This window comes from Pseudomonas sp. (assembly GCF_035277045.1).
GTDB lineage: Bacteria > Pseudomonadota > Gammaproteobacteria > Pseudomonadales > Pseudomonadaceae > Aquipseudomonas.
This window is the reverse complement of record NZ_DATELE010000186.1, coordinates 1-18211: the sequence shown is the minus strand read 5'-3', so window position 1 is coordinate 18211 and position 18211 is coordinate 1. Positions and strand designations below refer to the sequence as shown.

The 18211-nt window shown below is 64.4% G+C and carries 20 protein-coding genes; 12 read left to right on the top strand and 8 right to left on the bottom strand.

The window, feature by feature from the left end; translation table 11 throughout:
• Positions 1–254: 254 nt before the first annotated feature.
• From lpdA to VJS90_RS09780, 4 genes are read right to left on the bottom strand one after another with little or no spacing between them, the layout of a single operon-like run.
• The gene (lpdA, locus tag VJS90_RS09795) at positions 255–1631 is read right to left on the bottom strand and encodes a dihydrolipoyl dehydrogenase (RefSeq protein WP_324121423.1); all 1377 of its coding nucleotides are present in this window, start codon (positions 1629–1631) and stop codon (positions 255–257) included.
• 2 nt (positions 1632–1633) lie between these two features.
• Positions 1634–2923 (bottom strand): dihydrolipoamide acetyltransferase family protein, encoded by a 1290-nt coding sequence (locus VJS90_RS09790; RefSeq protein WP_324121421.1) that lies wholly within the window; start codon positions 2921–2923, stop codon positions 1634–1636.
• Complete coding sequence (locus VJS90_RS09785) at positions 2924–3982, bottom strand: alpha-ketoacid dehydrogenase subunit beta (protein ID WP_324121419.1); 1059 nt, start codon at positions 3980–3982, stop codon at positions 2924–2926.
• A gap of 1 nt (position 3983) precedes the next feature.
• Positions 3984–5216 carry a 3-methyl-2-oxobutanoate dehydrogenase (2-methylpropanoyl-transferring) subunit alpha gene (locus VJS90_RS09780; protein WP_324121417.1) on the bottom strand — a complete coding sequence of 411 codons (1233 nt, stop codon included), beginning with the start codon at positions 5214–5216 and terminating at the stop codon, positions 3984–3986.
• A gap of 198 nt (positions 5217–5414) precedes the next feature.
• Between VJS90_RS09780 and bkdR the strand changes: the two genes are divergently transcribed.
• The 3 genes from bkdR to VJS90_RS09765 all read left to right on the top strand — a co-directional run bounded on the left by bkdR (position 5415) and on the right by VJS90_RS09765 (position 8825).
• A complete protein-coding gene (gene bkdR, locus VJS90_RS09775) occupies positions 5415–5900 on the top strand; it encodes a Bkd operon transcriptional regulator BkdR (RefSeq protein ID WP_324121415.1) in 486 nt (161 codons plus the stop codon).
• 179 nt (positions 5901–6079) lie between these two features.
• The gene (locus VJS90_RS09770; RefSeq protein ID WP_324121429.1) at positions 6080–7321 is read left to right on the top strand and encodes a glutamine synthetase family protein; all 1242 of its coding nucleotides are present in this window, start codon (positions 6080–6082) and stop codon (positions 7319–7321) included.
• A 145-nt stretch (positions 7322–7466) separates the two neighbouring features.
• Positions 7467–8825 carry an MFS transporter gene (locus tag VJS90_RS09765; protein ID WP_324121413.1) on the top strand — a complete coding sequence of 453 codons (1359 nt, stop codon included), beginning with the start codon at positions 7467–7469 and terminating at the stop codon, positions 8823–8825.
• A 39-nt stretch (positions 8826–8864) separates the two neighbouring features.
• On the opposite strand, the gene VJS90_RS09760 is transcribed toward VJS90_RS09765, so the two are convergent.
• The 4 genes from VJS90_RS09760 to flgA form a co-directional block, all read right to left on the bottom strand.
• Positions 8865–9608: a flagellar brake protein gene (locus tag VJS90_RS09760; RefSeq protein WP_324121411.1), complete on the bottom strand. Its 744-nt coding sequence runs from the start codon at positions 9606–9608 to the stop codon at positions 8865–8867.
• Positions 9609–9689: 81 nt separating this feature from the next.
• Positions 9690–10154, bottom strand: a complete 465-nt coding sequence (locus VJS90_RS09755) for a flagellar protein FlgN (RefSeq protein WP_324121408.1) — start codon at positions 10152–10154, stop codon at positions 9690–9692.
• Positions 10155–10200: 46 nt separating this feature from the next.
• The gene (flgM, locus tag VJS90_RS09750; RefSeq protein WP_324121406.1) at positions 10201–10509 is read right to left on the bottom strand and encodes a flagellar biosynthesis anti-sigma factor FlgM; all 309 of its coding nucleotides are present in this window, start codon (positions 10507–10509) and stop codon (positions 10201–10203) included.
• A gap of 153 nt (positions 10510–10662) precedes the next feature.
• A complete protein-coding gene (gene flgA, locus VJS90_RS09745) occupies positions 10663–11415 on the bottom strand; it encodes a flagellar basal body P-ring formation chaperone FlgA (RefSeq protein WP_324121427.1) in 753 nt (250 codons plus the stop codon).
• 69 nt (positions 11416–11484) lie between these two features.
• On the opposite strand from flgA, the gene VJS90_RS09740 reads away from it, so the two are divergent.
• From VJS90_RS09740 to VJS90_RS09700, 9 genes are all read left to right on the top strand, one after another.
• The gene (locus VJS90_RS09740) at positions 11485–12414 is read left to right on the top strand and encodes a chemotaxis protein CheV (RefSeq protein WP_324121404.1); all 930 of its coding nucleotides are present in this window, start codon (positions 11485–11487) and stop codon (positions 12412–12414) included.
• 49 nt (positions 12415–12463) lie between these two features.
• Positions 12464–13291 carry a protein-glutamate O-methyltransferase CheR gene (gene cheR / locus VJS90_RS09735; RefSeq protein WP_324121402.1) on the top strand — a complete coding sequence of 276 codons (828 nt, stop codon included), beginning with the start codon at positions 12464–12466 and terminating at the stop codon, positions 13289–13291.
• Between the two features lie 690 nt (positions 13292–13981).
• Positions 13982–14389 (top strand): flagellar basal body rod protein FlgB, encoded by a 408-nt coding sequence (gene flgB / locus VJS90_RS09730; protein ID WP_324121400.1) that lies wholly within the window; start codon positions 13982–13984, stop codon positions 14387–14389.
• Positions 14390–14392: 3 nt separating this feature from the next.
• Positions 14393–14836: a flagellar basal body rod protein FlgC gene (flgC, locus tag VJS90_RS09725; protein ID WP_324121398.1), complete on the top strand. Its 444-nt coding sequence runs from the start codon at positions 14393–14395 to the stop codon at positions 14834–14836.
• A gap of 15 nt (positions 14837–14851) precedes the next feature.
• A complete protein-coding gene (gene flgD / locus VJS90_RS09720; RefSeq protein WP_324121396.1) occupies positions 14852–15550 on the top strand; it encodes a flagellar hook assembly protein FlgD in 699 nt (232 codons plus the stop codon).
• A 28-nt stretch (positions 15551–15578) separates the two neighbouring features.
• Positions 15579–16940, top strand: a complete 1362-nt coding sequence (gene flgE / locus VJS90_RS09715; RefSeq protein WP_324121394.1) for a flagellar hook protein FlgE — start codon at positions 15579–15581, stop codon at positions 16938–16940.
• A 5-nt stretch (positions 16941–16945) separates the two neighbouring features.
• The gene (locus tag VJS90_RS09710) at positions 16946–17134 is read left to right on the top strand and encodes a hypothetical protein (protein WP_324121392.1); all 189 of its coding nucleotides are present in this window, start codon (positions 16946–16948) and stop codon (positions 17132–17134) included.
• Positions 17135–17315: 181 nt separating this feature from the next.
• The gene (gene flgF, locus VJS90_RS09705; protein ID WP_324121390.1) at positions 17316–18056 is read left to right on the top strand and encodes a flagellar basal-body rod protein FlgF; all 741 of its coding nucleotides are present in this window, start codon (positions 17316–17318) and stop codon (positions 18054–18056) included.
• A gap of 47 nt (positions 18057–18103) precedes the next feature.
• A partial coding sequence (locus VJS90_RS09700) for a flagellar basal body protein (protein ID WP_324121425.1) occupies positions 18104–18211 on the top strand: 108 nt, incomplete at its 3' end.

The window sequence follows — 18211 nt, the reverse complement described above, 5'->3', positions numbered from 1 at the left end:
GGGCCGGGCTATGCCGGGCCGGGGGTTGTGATTACCTCGGCAGAAGACAGTTCCCCATAGGGCCCGGCTATGCCGGGCCGGGGGTTGTGATTACCTCGGCAGAAGACAGTTCCTCACAGGGCCCGGCTATGCCGGGCCGGCCGCAGGCCTGGCCACTCTAGCCGCCGTGCCGGCGTAGCCGGCACTTGTGGGAGCTGGCCTTGTGCCGCGATTGGGCCGCGTAGCGGCCCCAGAATCGCATAGGCGCTGCAAGATCAGATATGCAGCGCATGCCCCAACGCGCGCAGCGCGGCTTCCTGCACCGCTTCACCCAGCGTCGGATGCGCATGGATCGTTCCGGCGATGTCCTCCAGCCGCGCGCCCATCTCCAGTGACTGGGCAAACGCGCTGGACAGCTCGGACACCCCAACCCCAACCGCCTGCCAGCCGAGGATCAGGTGGTTGTCCCGCCGCGCCACGACCCGCACGAAACCGCTTTTCGCCTCCAAAGTCATGGCCCGGCCATTGGCCGCGAACGGGAACTGGCTGACGATGCAGTCCAGGCCTTGCTGCTGCGCCTGTTCGGGCGTCTGGCCGACCACCACCAGTTCCGGATCGGTGAAGCACACCGCCGCGATCGCCGTCGGCTCAAATCGGCGAGCCTTGCCGGCGATCAGCTCGGCGACCATCTCGCCCTGGGCCATGGCGCGATGGGCCAGCATGGGTTCGCCAGTCAGGTCGCCAATCGCCCAGACATTACGCATGCTGGTCTGGCAGCGGTCGTCGACGGCAACCGCGGCGCCGTTCATCTTCAGCGCCAGGCGCTCTAGGTTGAAGCCTTGGGTGCGCGGGCGACGGCCCACGGCGACCAGCACGCGGTCGGTCTCCAGGCGGACTTCGGCACCGTTTGCATCACGCGCCAACAAGCACCGCGTGTCGGCGTCGAAGCCTTCGACGCCATGCCCCAGGTACAGCGTGATCCCAAGCTTGCTGATCGAGTCGGCCACCGGCTGGGTCAATTCGCTGTCATAGGTCGGCAACACCCGCTCGCGGGCCTCGATCACGCTCACCGCGACGCCCAGCTTGCGGTAGGCAATGCCAAGCTCCAGACCGATATACCCGCCCCCGACCACCACCAGGTGCTGGGGCAGGCTGTCTGGCGCCAGCGCTTCGGTGGACGAGATGATCGGCCCGCCCATGGGCAGCATCGGCAATTCGACACTGCTGGAACCGGTCGCCAGCAACAGGTGCTCGCACTGGATTCGCTGGCCGTCGACCTCGACGCTCTTGCCGTCGACGATGTTCGCCCAGCCATGGATGACCTGGACCTTGTGCTTTTTCAGCAGGGCCGCGACGCCGCTGGTCAGCCGGTCAACGATGCCGTCCTTCCAGGCGACGCTCTGGTTGATGTCCAGGCGCGGTGCCGAGACGCTGATGCCGAGATTCGATGCGTGGCTCATCTGATGGAACTGCTCGGCGACGTGGATCAGCGCCTTGGACGGAATGCAGCCCACGTTCAGGCAGGTCCCGCCCAGCGCCTGGCCTTCGACCAGCACGGTGGGTATGCCCAGTTGCCCGGCACGGATGGCGGCCACGTACCCGCCAGGACCGCCACCGATGATCAGCAGCGTGGTATTCAAGGTCGGTTGCATGGTCACTCCACGAACAGGCAGGCAGGTTGTTCCAGCAGGCCGCGCACGGCCTGGATGAAGCGGGCGGCGTCCATGCCGTCGACCACCCGGTGATCGAACGAGCTGGACAGATTCATCATCTTGCGCACGACGATCTGGCCGTTGATCACCATGGGCCGCTCGACCATGCGGTTGACCCCGACGATGGCGACTTCCGGCGTGTTGACCACCGGCGTGCTGGCGATGCCGCCGAGCGCGCCGAGGCTGGTCAGGGTGATGGTCGAGCCGGACAGCTCCTCGCGGCTGGCCTTGTTGGTGCGCGCGGCGTGGGCCAGGCGGGTGATTTCGCCGGCGTTGCTCCACAGGGTGCCGGCTTCGGCATGGCGCAGCACGGGCACCATCAGACCGTTGTCGCCCTGGGTGGCGATACCCACATGCACGGCGCCATGGCGGGTGATGACCTGGGCTTCGTCGTCATAAGTGGCGTTGATCTGTGGGAAATCGCGTAGCGCCACCACTATGGCGCGCACCAGGAAGGGCAGCAGGGTGAGCTTGCCGCGGCTGTCGCCCCACTGTTTGTTGAGGTGCTGGCGCAGGTCTTCGAGGGCGGTGACGTCGATTTCCTCGACGTAGCTGAAGTGCGCGACCCGGCGCTTGGCGTCCTGCATGCGCTGGGCGATCTTGCGGCGCAGGCCGATCACCGGGATCTGTTCGCTGTCGCTGCGGCGCGCGTAGCCTGGCGAGCCCGAAGCACTGGCGCGCTGGGGCTGGCTCATGAAGGCGTCGAGGTCTTCATGCAGGATGCGCCCGGCGGGGCCGCTGCCATGCACGAAGCGCAGCTCTATACCGGCGTCCAGCGCACGCTTGCGCACAGCCGGCGAGGCCAGAGGCCGTTCGTGGGCCTGGCGCGGCACGATGTCCGGCGCGGCGTAGGTGCTGGCGGGAGCGTTCATCGCCGGAGCCGAAGCCACGGCAGCCACCGCAGCCACCGGTGCAGGGGCCGGAGCAGGGGCGGGCGCCGCTGCCGCCTCGACCGGCCTGGCCTCGGCCGTTTCCCGCTGGTTACCGCTGCCTTCGACCTCGATGCGGATCAGCTCGCTGCCGACCGCCATGACTTCACCCGGCTGCCCGCCCAGGGCCAGGACCTTGCCGCTGACCGGCGAAGGAATCTCGACCGTGGCCTTGTCGGTCATGACATCGGCCACCACCTGGTCTTCGCTGACCATGTCGCCGACCTTGACGAACCACTCCACCAGCTCGACCTGCGCGATGCCTTCGCCGATGTCCGGCATCTTGATGACGTGCGTGCCCATTCAGACCTCCATGACCCGTTTCAATGCCGCGCCCACCCGTGACGGACCTGGGAAGTAGGCCCATTCCTGCGCGTGGGGGTAGGGCGTGTCCCATCCGGTGACCCGTTCGATCGGGGCTTCGAGGTGGTGGAAGCAGTGCTCCTGCACCAGCGCCACCAGCTCGGCACCGAAGCCGCAGGTGCGCGTGGCCTCATGGACCACCACGCAGCGGCCGGTCTTTTTCACCGACTCGACGATGGTGTCCAGGTCCAGTGGCCACAGGCTGCGCAGGTCTATGACCTCGGCATCGACGCCGGTTTCCTCGGCGGCGACCTGGGCGACGTAGACGGTGGTGCCATAGGTCAGCACCGTCACGTCGTTGCCGGGGCGGGTGATGGCGGCCTTGTCCAGCGGCACGCGGTAGTAGCCATCGGGCACGGCGCTGGCCGGGTGTTTCGACCACGGAGTCACGGGACGGTCGTGGTGGCCGTCGAAGGGGCCGTTGTACAGGCGCTTGGGCTCCAGGAAGATCACCGGATCGTCGTTCTCGATCGAGGCGATCAGCAAGCCCTTGGCGTCATAAGGGTTGGAGGGCATCACGGTGCGCAGGCCGCAGACCTGGGTGAACATGGCCTCGGGGCTCTGGCTGTGGGTCTGGCCGCCGTAGATGCCGCCGCCGCAAGGCATGCGCAGGGTCAGCGGCGAAATGAACTCGCCAGCCGAGCGGTAGCGCAGGCGCGCCATCTCGGAAACGATCTGGTCGGAGGCGGGGTAGAAGTAGTCGGCGAACTGGATCTCCACCACCGGCCGCAGGCCATAGGCGCCCATCCCCACGGCGGTGCCGACGATGCCGCTTTCGGAAATCGGCGCGTCGAACACCCGCGACTTGCCGTACTTGGCCTGCAGGCCTTCGGTGCAGCGGAACACGCCGCCGAAGTAGCCGACGTCCTGGCCGTACACCACCACGTTGTCATCGCGTTCGAGCATCACATCCATGGCCGAGCGCAAGGCCTGGATCATGGTCATGGTGGTGGTGGTCATGGCGGTGTCCAGGTCGATGCTGCTGTTGTGGTCGTTCATCTCACACCCCCAATTGCTGGCGCTGGCGCCGCAGGTGGTCGGGCATGTCCTTGTACACGTCCTCGAACATCGAAGCGGCGCTTGGCGCGTGGCCGTGGCCGAGGGTGCCGTACTGCTCGGCCTCCCTGAGCGCGGCGATGATCTCGGCTTCGAGCTCGGCGGTGACGGCCTGGTGTTCTTCCTCGCTCCACAGGCCCTGGGCCAGCAGATGCTGCTTGAGGCGGGCGATTGGGTCGCCTAGCGGGAAGTGGCTCCAGTCATCGGCGGGCCGGTACTTGGACGGATCGTCCGAGGTGGAATGCGGGCCGGCGCGGTAGGTGACCCATTCGATCAGGCTCGGGCCGAGGCCGCGGCGGGCGCGCTCGGCGGCCCAGCGCGAGGCCGCGTAGACGGCGATGAAGTCGTTGCCGTCGACCCGAAGCGAGGCGATCCCGCAACCCACGCCGCGCCCGGCGAAGGTGGTGGCCTCGCCGCCGGCGATGGCCTGGAAGGTCGAGATCGCCCACTGGTTGTTGACCACGTTGAGGATCACCGGGGCGCGGTACACATGGGCGAAGGTGAGGGCGGTGTGGAAGTCGGACTCGGCGGTGGCGCCGTCGCCTATCCAGGCCGAGGCGATCTTGGTGTCGCCCTTGATCGCCGAGGCCATGGCCCAGCCGACCGCCTGCACGAACTGGGTCGCCAGGTTGCCGCTGATGGTGAAGAAGCCGGCCTCGCGCACCGAGTACATGATCGGCAGCTGGCGGCCTTTGAGGGGGTCGCGTTCGTTGGACAACAGCTGGCAGATCATCTCGACCAGCGACACGTCGCGGGCCATCAGGATGCTTTGCTGGCGGTAGGTCGGGAAGCACATGTCGGTGCGGTTGAGCGCCAGGGCCTGGGCGCTGCCGATGGCTTCCTCGCCCAGGCTCTGCATATAGAAGGACATCTTCTTCTGGCGCTGGGCAACCACCATGCGGCTGTCGAACAGCCGGGTCTTGAGCATCGCGCGCATGCCGGCGCGCAGCACGTCGGCATCGATGCCCTCGGCCCACGGGCCCAAGGCGTTGCCGTGCTCGTCGAGCACGCGGATCAGGCTGTTGGAAAGGTCGGCCGTATCGGCGGGCTCGACATCGACGGGCGGCTTGCGGACCTGACCAGCATCGTTCAGCCGCAGGTAGGAGAAATCGGTCTGGCAGCCTGGCCGGCCGGTGGGCTCGGGCACATGCAGGCGCAGGGGGGCATACTCGTTCATGCTGTTCACGCTCGCTCGGTCTTGTGTTTTTGTGAGCTTTGAAGCGGTCGCTGCTGATTGCCGGCGTGTGGCCGAGGGCTCAGCGTTGATTACATCTTAGTGGGCCGGCGGGAGATTTTTTCTCTCATGTTGATTGCCTTTATCCCGGCCAGCAGATAAACCTTCCGCATAAACACAAGAATCAGGTGAATCTGTCTCATGCGAAAACTCGATCGCACCGATATCGGCATCCTCAACAGCCTGCAGGAGAACGCCCGTATCACCAACGCCGAGCTGGCCCGCTCGGTGAACCTCTCGCCCACGCCGTGTTTCAACCGGGTCAAGGCCATGGAAGAACTGGGGGTGATCCGTCAGCAAGTGACGCTGCTGTCCCCCGAAGTGCTGGGCCTGGACGTGAACGTGTTCATCCATGTCAGCCTCGAGAAGCAGGTCGAGCAGTCGCTGCACCGCTTCGAGGAGGAGATCGCCGAGCGCCCCGAGGTCATGGAGTGCTACCTGATGACCGGCGACCCGGACTACCTGCTGCGCGTGCTGTTGCCCAGCATCCAGGCGCTGGAGCGCTTTCTCGACTACCTCACGCGCTTGCCGGGGGTTGCGAACATCCGCTCCAGCTTTGCGCTCAAGCAGGTGCGCTACAAGACAGCGCTGCCGTTGCCGGTCAACGGGATGACGTTGCAGGGATGACGTTGCAGTGCGGCGCGCGCAGGCCTATGTTGTGCCTGTCGCCGTTTCCGGCATGCGAAAACAATAAGGACAGTGTCATGACGACCAATGGCCTGCATTCATTCGCCGAGCGTTTGAAGGGCATTGATGAGATCGAATGCGTCACGCCAGACCTCAACGGCGTGCCGCGTGGCAAGGTGATGACCGCCGAGGGCTTCCTCGAGGGGCGCCGGCTGCAACTGGCGCGCGGCGTCTTGCTGCAATGCATCATGGGCGGCTACCCGCCCGCTCGGTTCTACGGCAGTGACGATGGCGACCTGGCGCTGGTCGCCGACCCCCACCAGACCTTCCGCCTGCCCTGGAGCGATTCGCCGCGCGCGCTGGCCATCTGCGATGCCAATGAATTGACGGGCGAGCGCTCGGGCCTGTCCACGCGCGGGCTGCTGAAGACCGTGATCGCCCGCTACGCGGCCCTGGGCCTGGCGCCAGTGGTGGCGACCGAGCTCGAGTTTTTCGTTTTCGCGCCAAACCCCGACCCGTCGCTGGCTTTCCAGCCACCGGTGGGCCTGGACGGCCGGCGCGAAATGGGCCATTCGGCGTTCAGCGTCAGCTCCAGCAACGGCCTGCGGCCGTTCTTCAGCGAGGTGTACCGCTGCATGGCCGAGCTCGGCCTGCCGCGTGACACCTTCATGCACGAAATGGGCGTCAGCCAGTTCGAGATCAACCTGCTGCACGGCGATCCGTTGCTGCTGGCCGACCAGACCTTCCTGTTCAAGCACCTGCTCAAGGAAGTCGCGCTCAAGCATGGCCTGACCGTGGTGTGCATGGCCAAGCCGCTCGCCGGCACGCCGGGCAGTTCGATGCACATTCACCAGAGCCTGGTGGAGATCGGCACAGGCCGTAATGTGTTCAGCGACAGCGACGGGCTGCCGACCGACACCTTCCATCACTTCATCGGCGGGCTGCAGGCCTGCATGGCCGACTTCACCGCGCTGTTCGCGCCGAACGTCAACGCCTACCAGCGCCTGTGCCATCCCTATGCATCGCCCAACAATGCCTGCTGGTCAGAGGACAACCGCGCCGCGGGCCTGCGCATCCCGGCCAGCGCGCCGGTGGCACGCCGGGTCGAGAACCGCCTGCCGGGCGCCGATGCCAATCCGTACCTGGCCATCGCCGCAAGCCTTGCGGCCGGGCTGCACGGTATCGAACAGGGCCTTGCGCCCACCGCGGCCATCCAGGGCGAGTTCTCGGTGCCCGATCACCTGAGCCTGCCGTGCACGCTGCATGCGGCGCTCGAGCGCCTGAAACGCAGCACGCTGGCCCGGGAACTGTTCGGTGGCGAGTTCATCGAAGGCTATATCGCGACCAAGACCCTGGAACTGACCGATTTCCTCAACGAGATCACCCCCTGGGAGCGGCGCGTGCTGGCGGCCCAGGCCTGAGGCCGACTGTGCCGGCAAGGACGCATACCCGTCAGGGCGCGCCCTTCGCCGGGTTTATTCGACTACAGGACCTGCTTTGCCAAGGTTTTGCCCTTATGCTTTCAAGCAGTTTTCCACTTGCGCCAAGGAGCCCTTCGGGACGCTGATGCACCAGATCTGGAAGCCATTTCGTTCGCTGTATTTCGCCGCCCTGATGATGTTGATCGGTTCCGGTCTGCTCAGTACCTACCTGGCCCTGCGCCTGGCTGCCGAGAACGTCGACAGCCTGTGGGTGGGCGCGCTCATGGCGGCCAACTATTTCGGCCTGGCCCTGGGCGGCAAGATCGGTCACCGGCTGATCGGCCGGGTCGGGCACATCCGCGCCTATGCCACCTGCGCCGGCATCGTCGGCGCGGCGGTGCTGGGCCACGGCATGACCAGCTGGCTACCGGCCTGGGTCGGGCTGAGGATGATCGTCGGCCTGGGCATGATGTGCCAGTACATGGTTCTCGAGAGCTGGCTCAACGAGCAGGCCGAGGCCCGGCAGCGGGGCGCGGTGTTCAGCGGCTACATGATCGCCTCCTACCTGGGCCTGGTGCTGGGTCAGCTGGTGCTGGTGGTGCACCCGGGCCTTGGGCCTGAGCTGCTGATGCTGGTGGCGATGTGCTTTGCCCTGTGCCTGGTGCCGGTCGCCATGACCCGGCGCATCCACCCGGCGCCGCTGCATCCGGCGCCCATGGACCCGAAGTTCTTCATCAAGCGGGTGCCGCAATCGCTCAGCACGGTGCTGGGCTCAGGGCTTATCGTCGGCTCGTTCTACGGTCTGGCGCCGGTGTATGCCACCAACCAGGGGCTCACCACCGAGCAGGTCGGCCTGTTCATGGGCTGCTGCATCCTCGCCGGGCTGGTGGTGCAATGGCCGCTGGGCTGGCTGTCCGACCGCTACGACCGGGCGCTGCTGATCCGCAGCGCGGCCGTCGGGTTGGCGCTGGCGGCACTGCCCTTGGCGATCCTGCCAAATGTGCCACTGGAGCTGCTGTTCGGCATCGGCTTCCTGATTTCCCTGCTGCAGTTCTGCCTGTATCCCCTGGCGGTGGCGTTTTCCAACGACCACGTGGAGGGCGAGCGGCGGGTGTCGCTGACGGCCATGCTGCTGGTTACCTACGGGGTGGGCGCCAGTATCGGGCCGCTGGCGGCGGGCGTGCTGATGAAGATGCTCGGGCCGCAGATGCTGTATGCCTTCTTCGTGTTCTTCGCGCTGGTGCTGGTGTGGCGGATCCGGCCGAAGGCCGTTACCGGCCTGCACCAGGTCGACGACGCGCCACTGCACCACGTCGCCATGCCGGCGGCAGGCTCGCCCTTGTCAGCGGCACTCGACCCTCGGGTCGACGAGCAGGTGGTGCAGGAGCAGATGCAGACGCCGGTCGCGGCGGAAGACACCGAAGCCGAGCCGCAAGAAGGTGAGCGCGAGGAAGAGGTCGTGGCGGTTGATGCGGTTGATGCAAGCAAGCCGCCTCAGGTGTGAAGGGGATCGCGGGACAGCAGCTGTCCCGCGCTACACCTGTCAGTAGTCGTCTTTATCGAACCGGCGCGCTTCGCGCTGCAGCTGATAGACGAAGCTTTCCACCCGGCGTTGCATCTGGCCGTTGAGGTTGTGGAAGCGGAGCCCGGCGAAGGTGGTGTTGATGCGCTCTTCATAGTGCAGGTGGCGCAGCTCGACCATGGTCTGGCTCAAGCCCAGCGGGTTGCCTGCAGAGAACTTTTCGTAGACCTGGCCCAGTTGCAGGCGGTCCTCGATGTTGCCGTCGAAGCGCAGCTTGCAGCCCGTGGCCGAGATGTCCAGCAGCTTGCCACGCAATGCCCCGTGCCCCTTGAGGCGACTGCCATCGAGGACGATATCGACCAGTTGCGACAGTTTCAGCGCGGCGCGGAAGGCATTGCGGCGCTGATGGTAGGTGACCGTCAGCGGCAGGTCACCGCGATAGCAGCGGTGGCCGTCGATCTCGGTGATGGTCAACGGACTATTGCATTCCCAGGCGATTCGCACGCCGTCGTGGAAGCCTTCGATACGAAACGGCTCGCCATTCTCGATGAACCGTTCGCCGTCACGCGGGATCATCTCGTCCAGCGCCCAGGTATTGTCGTCCCGGTCGACGTGCACGACGTAGCTCTGGAAGCGCTGGCTGCGCTCAGGAAAGGTGACGATAAGCGGATCGTGACTTTCTAGCAGCAATCGCAGGTTGGCAGCGATTTCCAATGGGGTGTCCAGAACCTTGGGCGGCTGCGGAGCATCGGATTCATTGAACACGGGTTTTCAATCTCCAGGCAAAAACGACACACGCAATTAACGGCATTTTGCCAGTATCGCCCATGACTTGAATAGCGCCAATCACACCTGGCTGAGCGCCCGCGGCTTGGCCATGGGTGAGGTGGCGCCCCGGCTGTTGTACAGCGACGGTGCGTCACCGCCCAGGATGCGGATCTGGGTGGCGGTGGCATGCTGCTGCATCTGGATGATCCGGCCATTGGTCTCGTTGACCTTCTGGCAGGCGTCCATCAGCTGGGTAAGCACGTCGAGCTGCTGCAGCATCAGCGCGCCATTGGCCGATTGCGCCGCCACGGCTTGCACGCCAGCGCGGTTGGCCGTCAGGCCCAGGCTGGTCAGCAGGTGGTTACGCCGCTGTCCCTGCTGGTCGAGCAAGACGATCAGCGACTGCTTGCGCGCCAGGATATTCTCCAGCAGCACCATGTCGCGGCCATGCAAGGCAACCGATTCGCTCTCGAGCAGTTCGAGCAGCTGTTGGGTTGGCGCGATGTCGTCTTCGATCAATTGCAGCAGGGTAGTGTCGTGCATGGCTGGCTCTTGGGTGGGTGCGTCCTGAAGTCAGCGCGCCTTCAGGTCAGCGCTGGGCTTCGAAATTGAGCATCTTGCTGGCAACGCGGTCGGCATCGACCTGGTAGCTGCCATCGGCGATGGCCTGTTTCAACTCGGCCACGCGCGCGCTGTTGACAACCGGCTGGTCGCGCAGATTGTCGGTAATCTTCTGCAATTGCTGGGCCTCTGGGCTCAGATGGACTGCTTCTCCGCTCGCTGCGGCGGGTGAGGTGCTTTTGACGTCGCCGGTCTTTTCGGCGTTGCCCGTTGCAGTACTGCTGCGCACACCGCCCACGGACGGGGTGCCATTCAAACGACTGAAATCGATGACCATGATCAGAAAACCTCTGGATGTCTGGACGCTTGCCTTGTTTTCGGCCAACCCGAACAAAACTTTAGGCGCAAATGCAAAGCCGCCTGTCAGCAAGCCAGCGCAACACGTTCTGACACAGTTTAGGAAATGCGGTTCCTGATCGCCAGCGTTCTCTTACATGGCCACCTCGACCTGGCCAGGCCCCGTGACCCGCGCCTTGACCACCCGTTTGGAGTTGAGGTTGCGTACCCGGATCTGCTCGCTCAGGCCGCCCTTGACCAGGGCCTCGCCCGGCATGCGCACGGCAAGGCTGCCGCTGCGCGCGATGATCACCACCTGGTCGCCTTTCTGGATCACCTCGGCCTGCTCCAGGTGCTGCGGGGTCAGCACCTGGTCGAGCACGGTCGCGCGCAGCAGCTTCATGCCCACGGCCTGGTCGAGCTGGGTCAAAAAGCCCTGCTTGAGGGTGCCGACATCGCGCTCACGCAATACCACGTCCTCCGGGCCGATCACGCTTTGGCGCTTGAGCGGGTGGACGACGGTGACCACCTCGCGGAACAGCCGCACCTGCGCCGGCACGAACACCGTCCATGGCGCGCCGCCGTTGCAGCGCACCCGTACCGTGACCCGGCCCAGCGGTTGCGCCGGGCTTTCGAGCGTGGCGTCCAGCTCCTGGGAGCACAGCGGCATGCGCAGGCGCGGGTCCAGGGTGTTGACCTGGATCTCGTAGCGGCCTTCGGTCTGGCTGCTCGCCAGATAATCTTCGACGGTGTACTCAAGAAACCCTTGGGTCACACCGATAAGCTGTTCAGGCAGGGTGAACGCATCGGCCAGCGCACGCGCGCCAGGTGCCCACAAGCACAGCACGGCCAGAAGGGCGTGCAGGGTGCGGGTCAGTCGTCGGGAAAATGTCGTTTTCATGTGCATGGCGCTCAAAAAAGCAATCCTCGTGCCGACTTGGTACGCAAGCTCAAAATGATGGTGAAGGAGTCAGGCATGGCTGGTGTTATGGATTCGGTGAACCAGCGCACGCAACTGGTGGGGCAGAACCGCCTCGAACTGCTGCTGTTCCGCCTCAATGGCGATCAGCTGTACGGCATCAACGTGTTCAAGGTCCGCGAGGTGTTGCAATGCCCGGCCTTGACCGTCATGCCCAGGTCCAACCCGGTGGTGCGCGGTGTGGCGAATATCCGGGGAGCGACCATCCCCATCCTCGACCTGTCGATGGCGACCGGCTTGCCGGGCCTGCAGGAAGAGACGCGCAAGAGCTTCGTGATCATCACGGAGTACAACACCAAGACCCAGGGTTTCCTGGTGCACTCGGTCGAGCGCATCGTCAACATGAACTGGGAGGAGATCCATCCGCCACCCAAGGGCACCGGCCGCGATCACTACCTGACGGCGGTGACCCGGGTCGACAACAAGCTGGTGCACATCATTGACGTCGAGAAGGTACTCGCCGAAGTGGCGCCGACCTCCGAGTCGATCTCCGAGGGCGTGATCGACTCCGAGGTTCAGGACAAGGCGGTGATGCTGCGCGTGCTGACCGTGGATGACTCATCGGTGGCGCGCAAGCAGGTCAGCCGTTGCCTGCAGACCGTTGGCGTCGAGGTGGTGGCGCTCAACGATGGCCGCCAGGCGCTGGATTACCTGCACAAGCTGGTGGAGGAGGGCAAGCGCCCGGAGGATGAGTTCCTGATGATGATCTCGGACATTGAAATGCCCGAGATGGATGGCTACACCCTGACCGCCGAGATTCGCAGCGATCCCCGCATGCAAAAACTGCATATCATCCTGCATACTTCCCTGTCTGGCGTATTCAACCATGCCATGGTCCGGAAAGTGGGCGCCGATGATTTCCTGGCCAAGTTCAAGCCGGATGACCTGGCCCAGCGGGTCGTGGATCGCATCAAGGCTACGCATTAATCGCCAGGGAGTTGTCCCTGGCGCTACAGACGATTGAGAGGCGGCACCAGTGTCTACGGGTAATTTGGATTTCGAACAGTTCCGGGTATTCCTGGAGAAAGCCTGTGGCATCCTGCTGGGCGAGAATAAGCAGTACCTGGTCTCCAGCCGCCTCAACAAGCTGATGGAGCAACAGGGCATCAAGTCGCTGACCGAGCTGGTGCAGCGCATCCAGACCCAGCCGCGCAGTGGTCTGCGCGAGCAGGTAGTCGATGCCATGACCACCAACGAAACCCTGTGGTTTCGCGACACCTATCCCTTCGAAGTGCTCAAGAACCGCGTGTTGCCCGAGCAGATCAAGGCCAACCCCGGGCAGCGCCTGCGCATCTGGTCGGCGGCCTGTTCGTCCGGACAGGAGCCGTATTCGATCTCCATGGCCATCGACGAGTTCGAGCGCAGCAACCTTGGCCAGTTGAAGATGGGCGCGCAGATTGTCGCCACCGACCTGTCCGGGTTGATGCTGACCAACTGCAAGAGTGGCGAGTACGACAGCCTGGCGATTGCCCGCGGCCTGTCGCCCGAGCGTCTGCAGCGCTATTTCGACGTCAAGGCCCCGGGCCGCTGGGCGGTCAAGCCCCCGATCCGCAGCCGTGTCGAGTTCCGCTCGTTCAACCTGCTCGACAGCTACGCGAGCCTGGGCAAGTTCGACATCGTGTTCTGCCGCAACGTGCTGATCTACTTCTCGGCCCAGGTCAAGAAGGACATTCTGTTGCGTATCCACAGCACATTGAAGCCCGGTGGGTACCTGTTCCTCGGTGCTTCCGAGGCGCTCAATGGTTTGCCTGATCACTACCAGATGGTCCAGTGCAGTCCCGGGATCATCTACAAGGCCAAGTGACCGGGCGGGTTTCGCATCTCCTGTGGGAGCAACTGTCTTGTACCCTGCCGGCATTGCACAATCTTGTGATCCTGTGCCCCGGCGAGGGCTACGCCCTCGATCGCGGCACAAGGCGCGCTCCCACAAGGGACTGCTTCGCAGTCCCAGACGCAGCAGTGCCCGGCGCAGCCGAGCACCTGTGGGAGCGGGCTCGTCCCGCGATCGGGCGCGAAGCGGCCGTAGAGGCTGCGACCCTGTGCTGCCTGAATCACCGCGGTGGCAGGTTTTACGGCCCCTGCGGGCCCGATCGCGGGACAAGCCCGCTCCCACAACTGCCCTGGCTGCGCCGGGCAACACATCGATACCGAGCTGGCCGCGCCAGCTCCTGTGGGAGCAGGCCTTGTGTCGCGATCGAGGGCGAAGCCCTCGCCGGGGCGCAGGAAGACAAGTCTGTGCGGTGCTGGCAGGGGGCGCAGACAGTCACTCCTCCAGTTCAGCCATGCGCCATGGCATCGCCCACAGCGGCCGGCACTGACACGGCACATTGCCGCTTTGCTGACACCAAGCGGTAATCCCTTGCCGCTTTTCTGACATCGCCACCCCCGGCAATCACACCAACCCCGCGTAAATCCTGGGCTCGATCAGTTGGCACAAGGCTTGCTACAGCCTAGCCAACGCATACTCCGGTCAACCCCCGAAGGTTTCCCCGTCATGAGCATCAGCTTCGACAACGCACTCGGCATCCACGAAAAGGCCCTGAACTTCCGCGGCCAGCGTGCCGAGGTGCTGGCCAACAACATCGCCAACGCCGACACGCCTAACTACAAGGCGCGCGACATGGACTTCTCGTCCGTGCTGGCCGCCGAGAGCGAAAAGCGCCAGGGCGGTCAGTTCGCCCTCGAGCGAACCAACTCCCGGCACATCGACGTCCAAGGCCTGAGCATGGGCGACCAGACCCTGCAGTACCGCACGCCGACCGCGCCATCGCTCGACCAGAACACCGTGGACGCGCAGGTCGAACAGGCCAGCTACGCGGAAAACGCCATGGGCTTCCAGGCCAGCTTCACCCTGCTCAACAGCAAATTCAAAGGGCTGGTATCGGCCCTGCGCGGAGAATAAACCATGTCCCTTGCCAGCGTTTTCAACATTGCCGGTAGCGGCATGAGCGCCCAGTCCACGCGCCTGAACACGGTCGCCTCGAACATCGCCAACGCCGAGACCGTTTCGTCGAGCATCGACCAGACCTACCGCGCCCGCCATCCGGTGTTCGCCACCACCTTCCAGCAGGCCCAGGAGGGCGTCAGCCAGTCACTGTTCCAGGACCAGGACGGCGGCGGGCAGGGTGTGCAGGTGATGGGCATCGTCGAGGACCAGAGCAACCTGGAAGCCCGTTACGAGCCCAATCACCCGGCGGCGAACAAGGACGGCTACGTCTACTACCCCAACGTCAACGTGGTGGAAGAGATGGCCGACATGATCTCCGCCAACCGCTCGTTCCAGACCAACGCCGAGCTGATGAACACCGCCAAGACCATGATGCAGAAGGTGCTGACCCTGGGTCAGTGATAAGGAAGAAAAACCATGGCAATCGATAGCACCAGCGGTGTGAACCTCAGTGACGTGCTTGCAGCCTCAGGCAGCACCAGCACCTCCAAGAGCACAGCCGCCACCGATAACAGCGCGTTGGGCAAGGATGCGTTTCTGCAGCTGCTGGTCACCCAGATGCAAAACCAGAACCCGCTCGAACCGCAGGACAATGGCGAGTTCGTCGCCCAGCTGGCGCAGTTCAGCAGCCTTGAGGGCATCACCTCGCTCAACGACTCGGTGAACAGCATCACCAGTTCCCTGGGTTCGTCCCAGGCCCTGCAGGCGTCGTCCCTGGTAGGACGGTCGGTGGTGGTGCAGAACGACACGGCGGTGGTCGACACCACCAAGAGCTTCACCGGCTCGGTGGTGGTCCCGCAGTCCATCGACTCGGCCAGCGTGGTGGTCAAGGATGCGAGCGGCAACACCGTCAAGACCATCGAGATGGGCTCGCAGGCCGCCGGCAACGCGCAGTTCATCTGGGACGGCACCAACGCCAAGGGCGAAGCGGTCGATCCGGGCAGCTACACCTTCACCGCCACGACCACCGTCGATGGCGAGTCGCTGCAGATGAATACCCTGCTGCCGGCCGCCGTCACCAGCGTCACCATCAGCCAGACAGGCGGCGAGATGATGCTCAACCTCGCAGGGCTCGGCCAGGTGGCCCTGTCCAAAGTACAAACCATCGGAATCTAAGGCCGACACGCGGCAAAAGGAGCGGAACATGTCTTTCAATATCGGCCTTAGCGGTCTCTACGCAGCCAACAAACAGCTCGACGTCACCGGCAACAACATCGCCAACGTCAGCACCACCGGCTTCAAGTCCTCGCGCGCCGAGTTCGCCGACGTCTACGCCGGCGCCAACCGCCTGGGCGCGGGCAACAATGCCATCGGCAATGGCGTGCGCCTGGCTGCCGTTTCGCAGCAGTTCGTCCAGGGTGACATGGGCACCACCGGCAACGTGCTGGACATGGGCATCCAGGGCCAGGGCTTCTTCGTGATCAGCGACAACGGCTCGCGCAGCTATACCCGTGCCGGTGCTTTCCAGACCGACAAGGACGACTACGTGGTCACCTCCGACGGCCTGCGCCTGCAAGGCTACGGCGCCGACACCAACGGCGTGATCAAGAAGGACGTGCTCACGGACCTGAAGATCGACACCTCGGCGATCAACCCCAAGGCGACCACGCAGATCGCCCAAGGCATCAACCTGAACTCGTCGGCCGACTCGATTCCGCTGGAAGCCGATGATGGTACCGGCACCGGCAACCTGGTCGCCAACAAGCCCTTCGACCCGTCCGATGACACGACCTACAGCCGGTCGTTCCCGACCAAGGTGTACGACAGCCAGGGCAACGAGCACACCATGGAGCAGTTCTACCGCAAGACGGATACGAACGAATGGGCCTCCTACACCCTGATCGACGGCCGTAACCCGATGGACCCCACCAGCACCACGCCACTGACTGCGACCATCAGCTTCAACAGCGATGGCAGCGTCAAGAACATGACTGCTGATAACACCGGCCTGCCCGCAGGTTCCTCGTTCTCGGTGGCCAGCGGCGTGTTCACCATGACTGGCTGGATTCCGGCCGCGCAGAATGCCGCCGGCAACTGGGTCTCCAATGGCGCGGTCGGCAATGCCGAAGGCATGAAGCTGTCGTTGAACGGCACCACCTCCTACAACACCGAGACCGCGCGTGAATCGCAGTCCCAGGACGGTTATGCCACCGGCGTGCTTTCCAGCCTGAGCATCGACTCCACCGGCGTGCTGTTCGCAAGCTTCAGCAACCAGCAATCGCGGGCCATTGGCCAGGTAGCGGTGGCCAGCTTCGCCAACGACCAAGGCCTGCAGCAAGTCGGCGGCACGCGCTGGAAGGAAACCTATTCCTCTGGCGCGGCGGACATCGACGCCCCCCGTACCGGCACCCTCGGTTCGATCGAGTCCAACACCCTGGAAGGCTCCAACGTCAACCTGACCCAGGAACTGGTCGAGCTGATCAAGGCGCAGAGCAACTACCAGGCGAACGCCAAGACCATCTCGACGGAAAGCACCATCATGCAGACCGTCATCCAGATGGCGTGATGAGCATGGCCAGGCGCCTCTTCGCCGCCCTCGCGGCGACGGTTTTCCTGCTCCAGGCCCAGGCTGGCACAGCCCCCTGGTACCGTTGGGAAAGCCAGGTCGATGGCCGCCTGGTCTGTTCGCAGTGGTCGCCAGGCGAGGGCTGGAAGCGTTTCGCCGGCCCGTACACCAACGGCGGTTGTCGCGACCGCTGAGCCGTTGCCGCCAGCGGCAAGCCGGCGCCGTAATTACGACGTCGCGTTTGCCGCCAAGGCACTCAAAACCCCGTATTTACGGGGTTTTTTCATTTATATCAAAGTTGGTTTGAAACTTGCTTTAGTGGCTGCACAAGCAACGGCGACCGGCAAGCGATCGCCCCTGCAGCGGAGGATGACTGTGGACAAAATGCTATACGTGGCCATGACCGGCGCCAGCCAGAACGCGCTGGCCCAGCGGGCCCATGCCAACAACCTGGCGAACATCTCCACCAGCGGCTTCCAGCGCGACCTGGAACAGGCGCGTTCCATGCCGGTGTTCGGCGACAGCTTTCCGTCGCGGGCGTATGCCCTGACCGAGCGCCCGGCGACCGACTTCACCCAGGGTGCCATGCAGGAGACCGGTCGTGACCTCGACGTTGCCGTCAGTGGCCATGGCTTCATGGCCGTGCAGGCGCCCGATGGCAGCGAGGCCTATGTCCGCACCGGCAGCCTGAACGTTGACGCCCTTGGCGTGCTGCGGGCCGGCAACGGCATGCCGGTACTCGGCAACGGCGGCCCGATCGCTGTGCCGCCCGAGCAGAAGATCGAGATCGGCGACGACGGCACCATCAGCATTCGCGCCATGGGCGAAGGCCCGCGAGTGATGGCCGAGGTCGACCGGATCAAGCTGGTCAACCCGGACATCGCCAGCCTGACCAAGGGCCTGGACGGCATGATTCACACCAAGAGCGGCCAGCCCGCCGACGCCGATGTCAACGTCAAGGTGGTCTCGGGTTTCCTTGAGGCGAGCAACGTCAACGCCGTGGAGGAAATGACCTCGGTGCTGGCGCTGTCCCGGCAGTTCGAGCTGCATATCAAAATGATGAACACGGCCAAGGAAGGCGATGAAGCCATGGCTCGGGTTTTGCAAATCGTCTAATCACACTTGAACGGGCGCCGTAAATCAGGCGCGCGAGGAGAACATCAATGCTTCCGGCTCTATGGGTCAGTAAAACCGGCCTGTCCGCACAGGACACCAACCTGACGGTCATTTCCAACAACCTGGCCAACATCTCGACCACCGGTTTCAAGCGT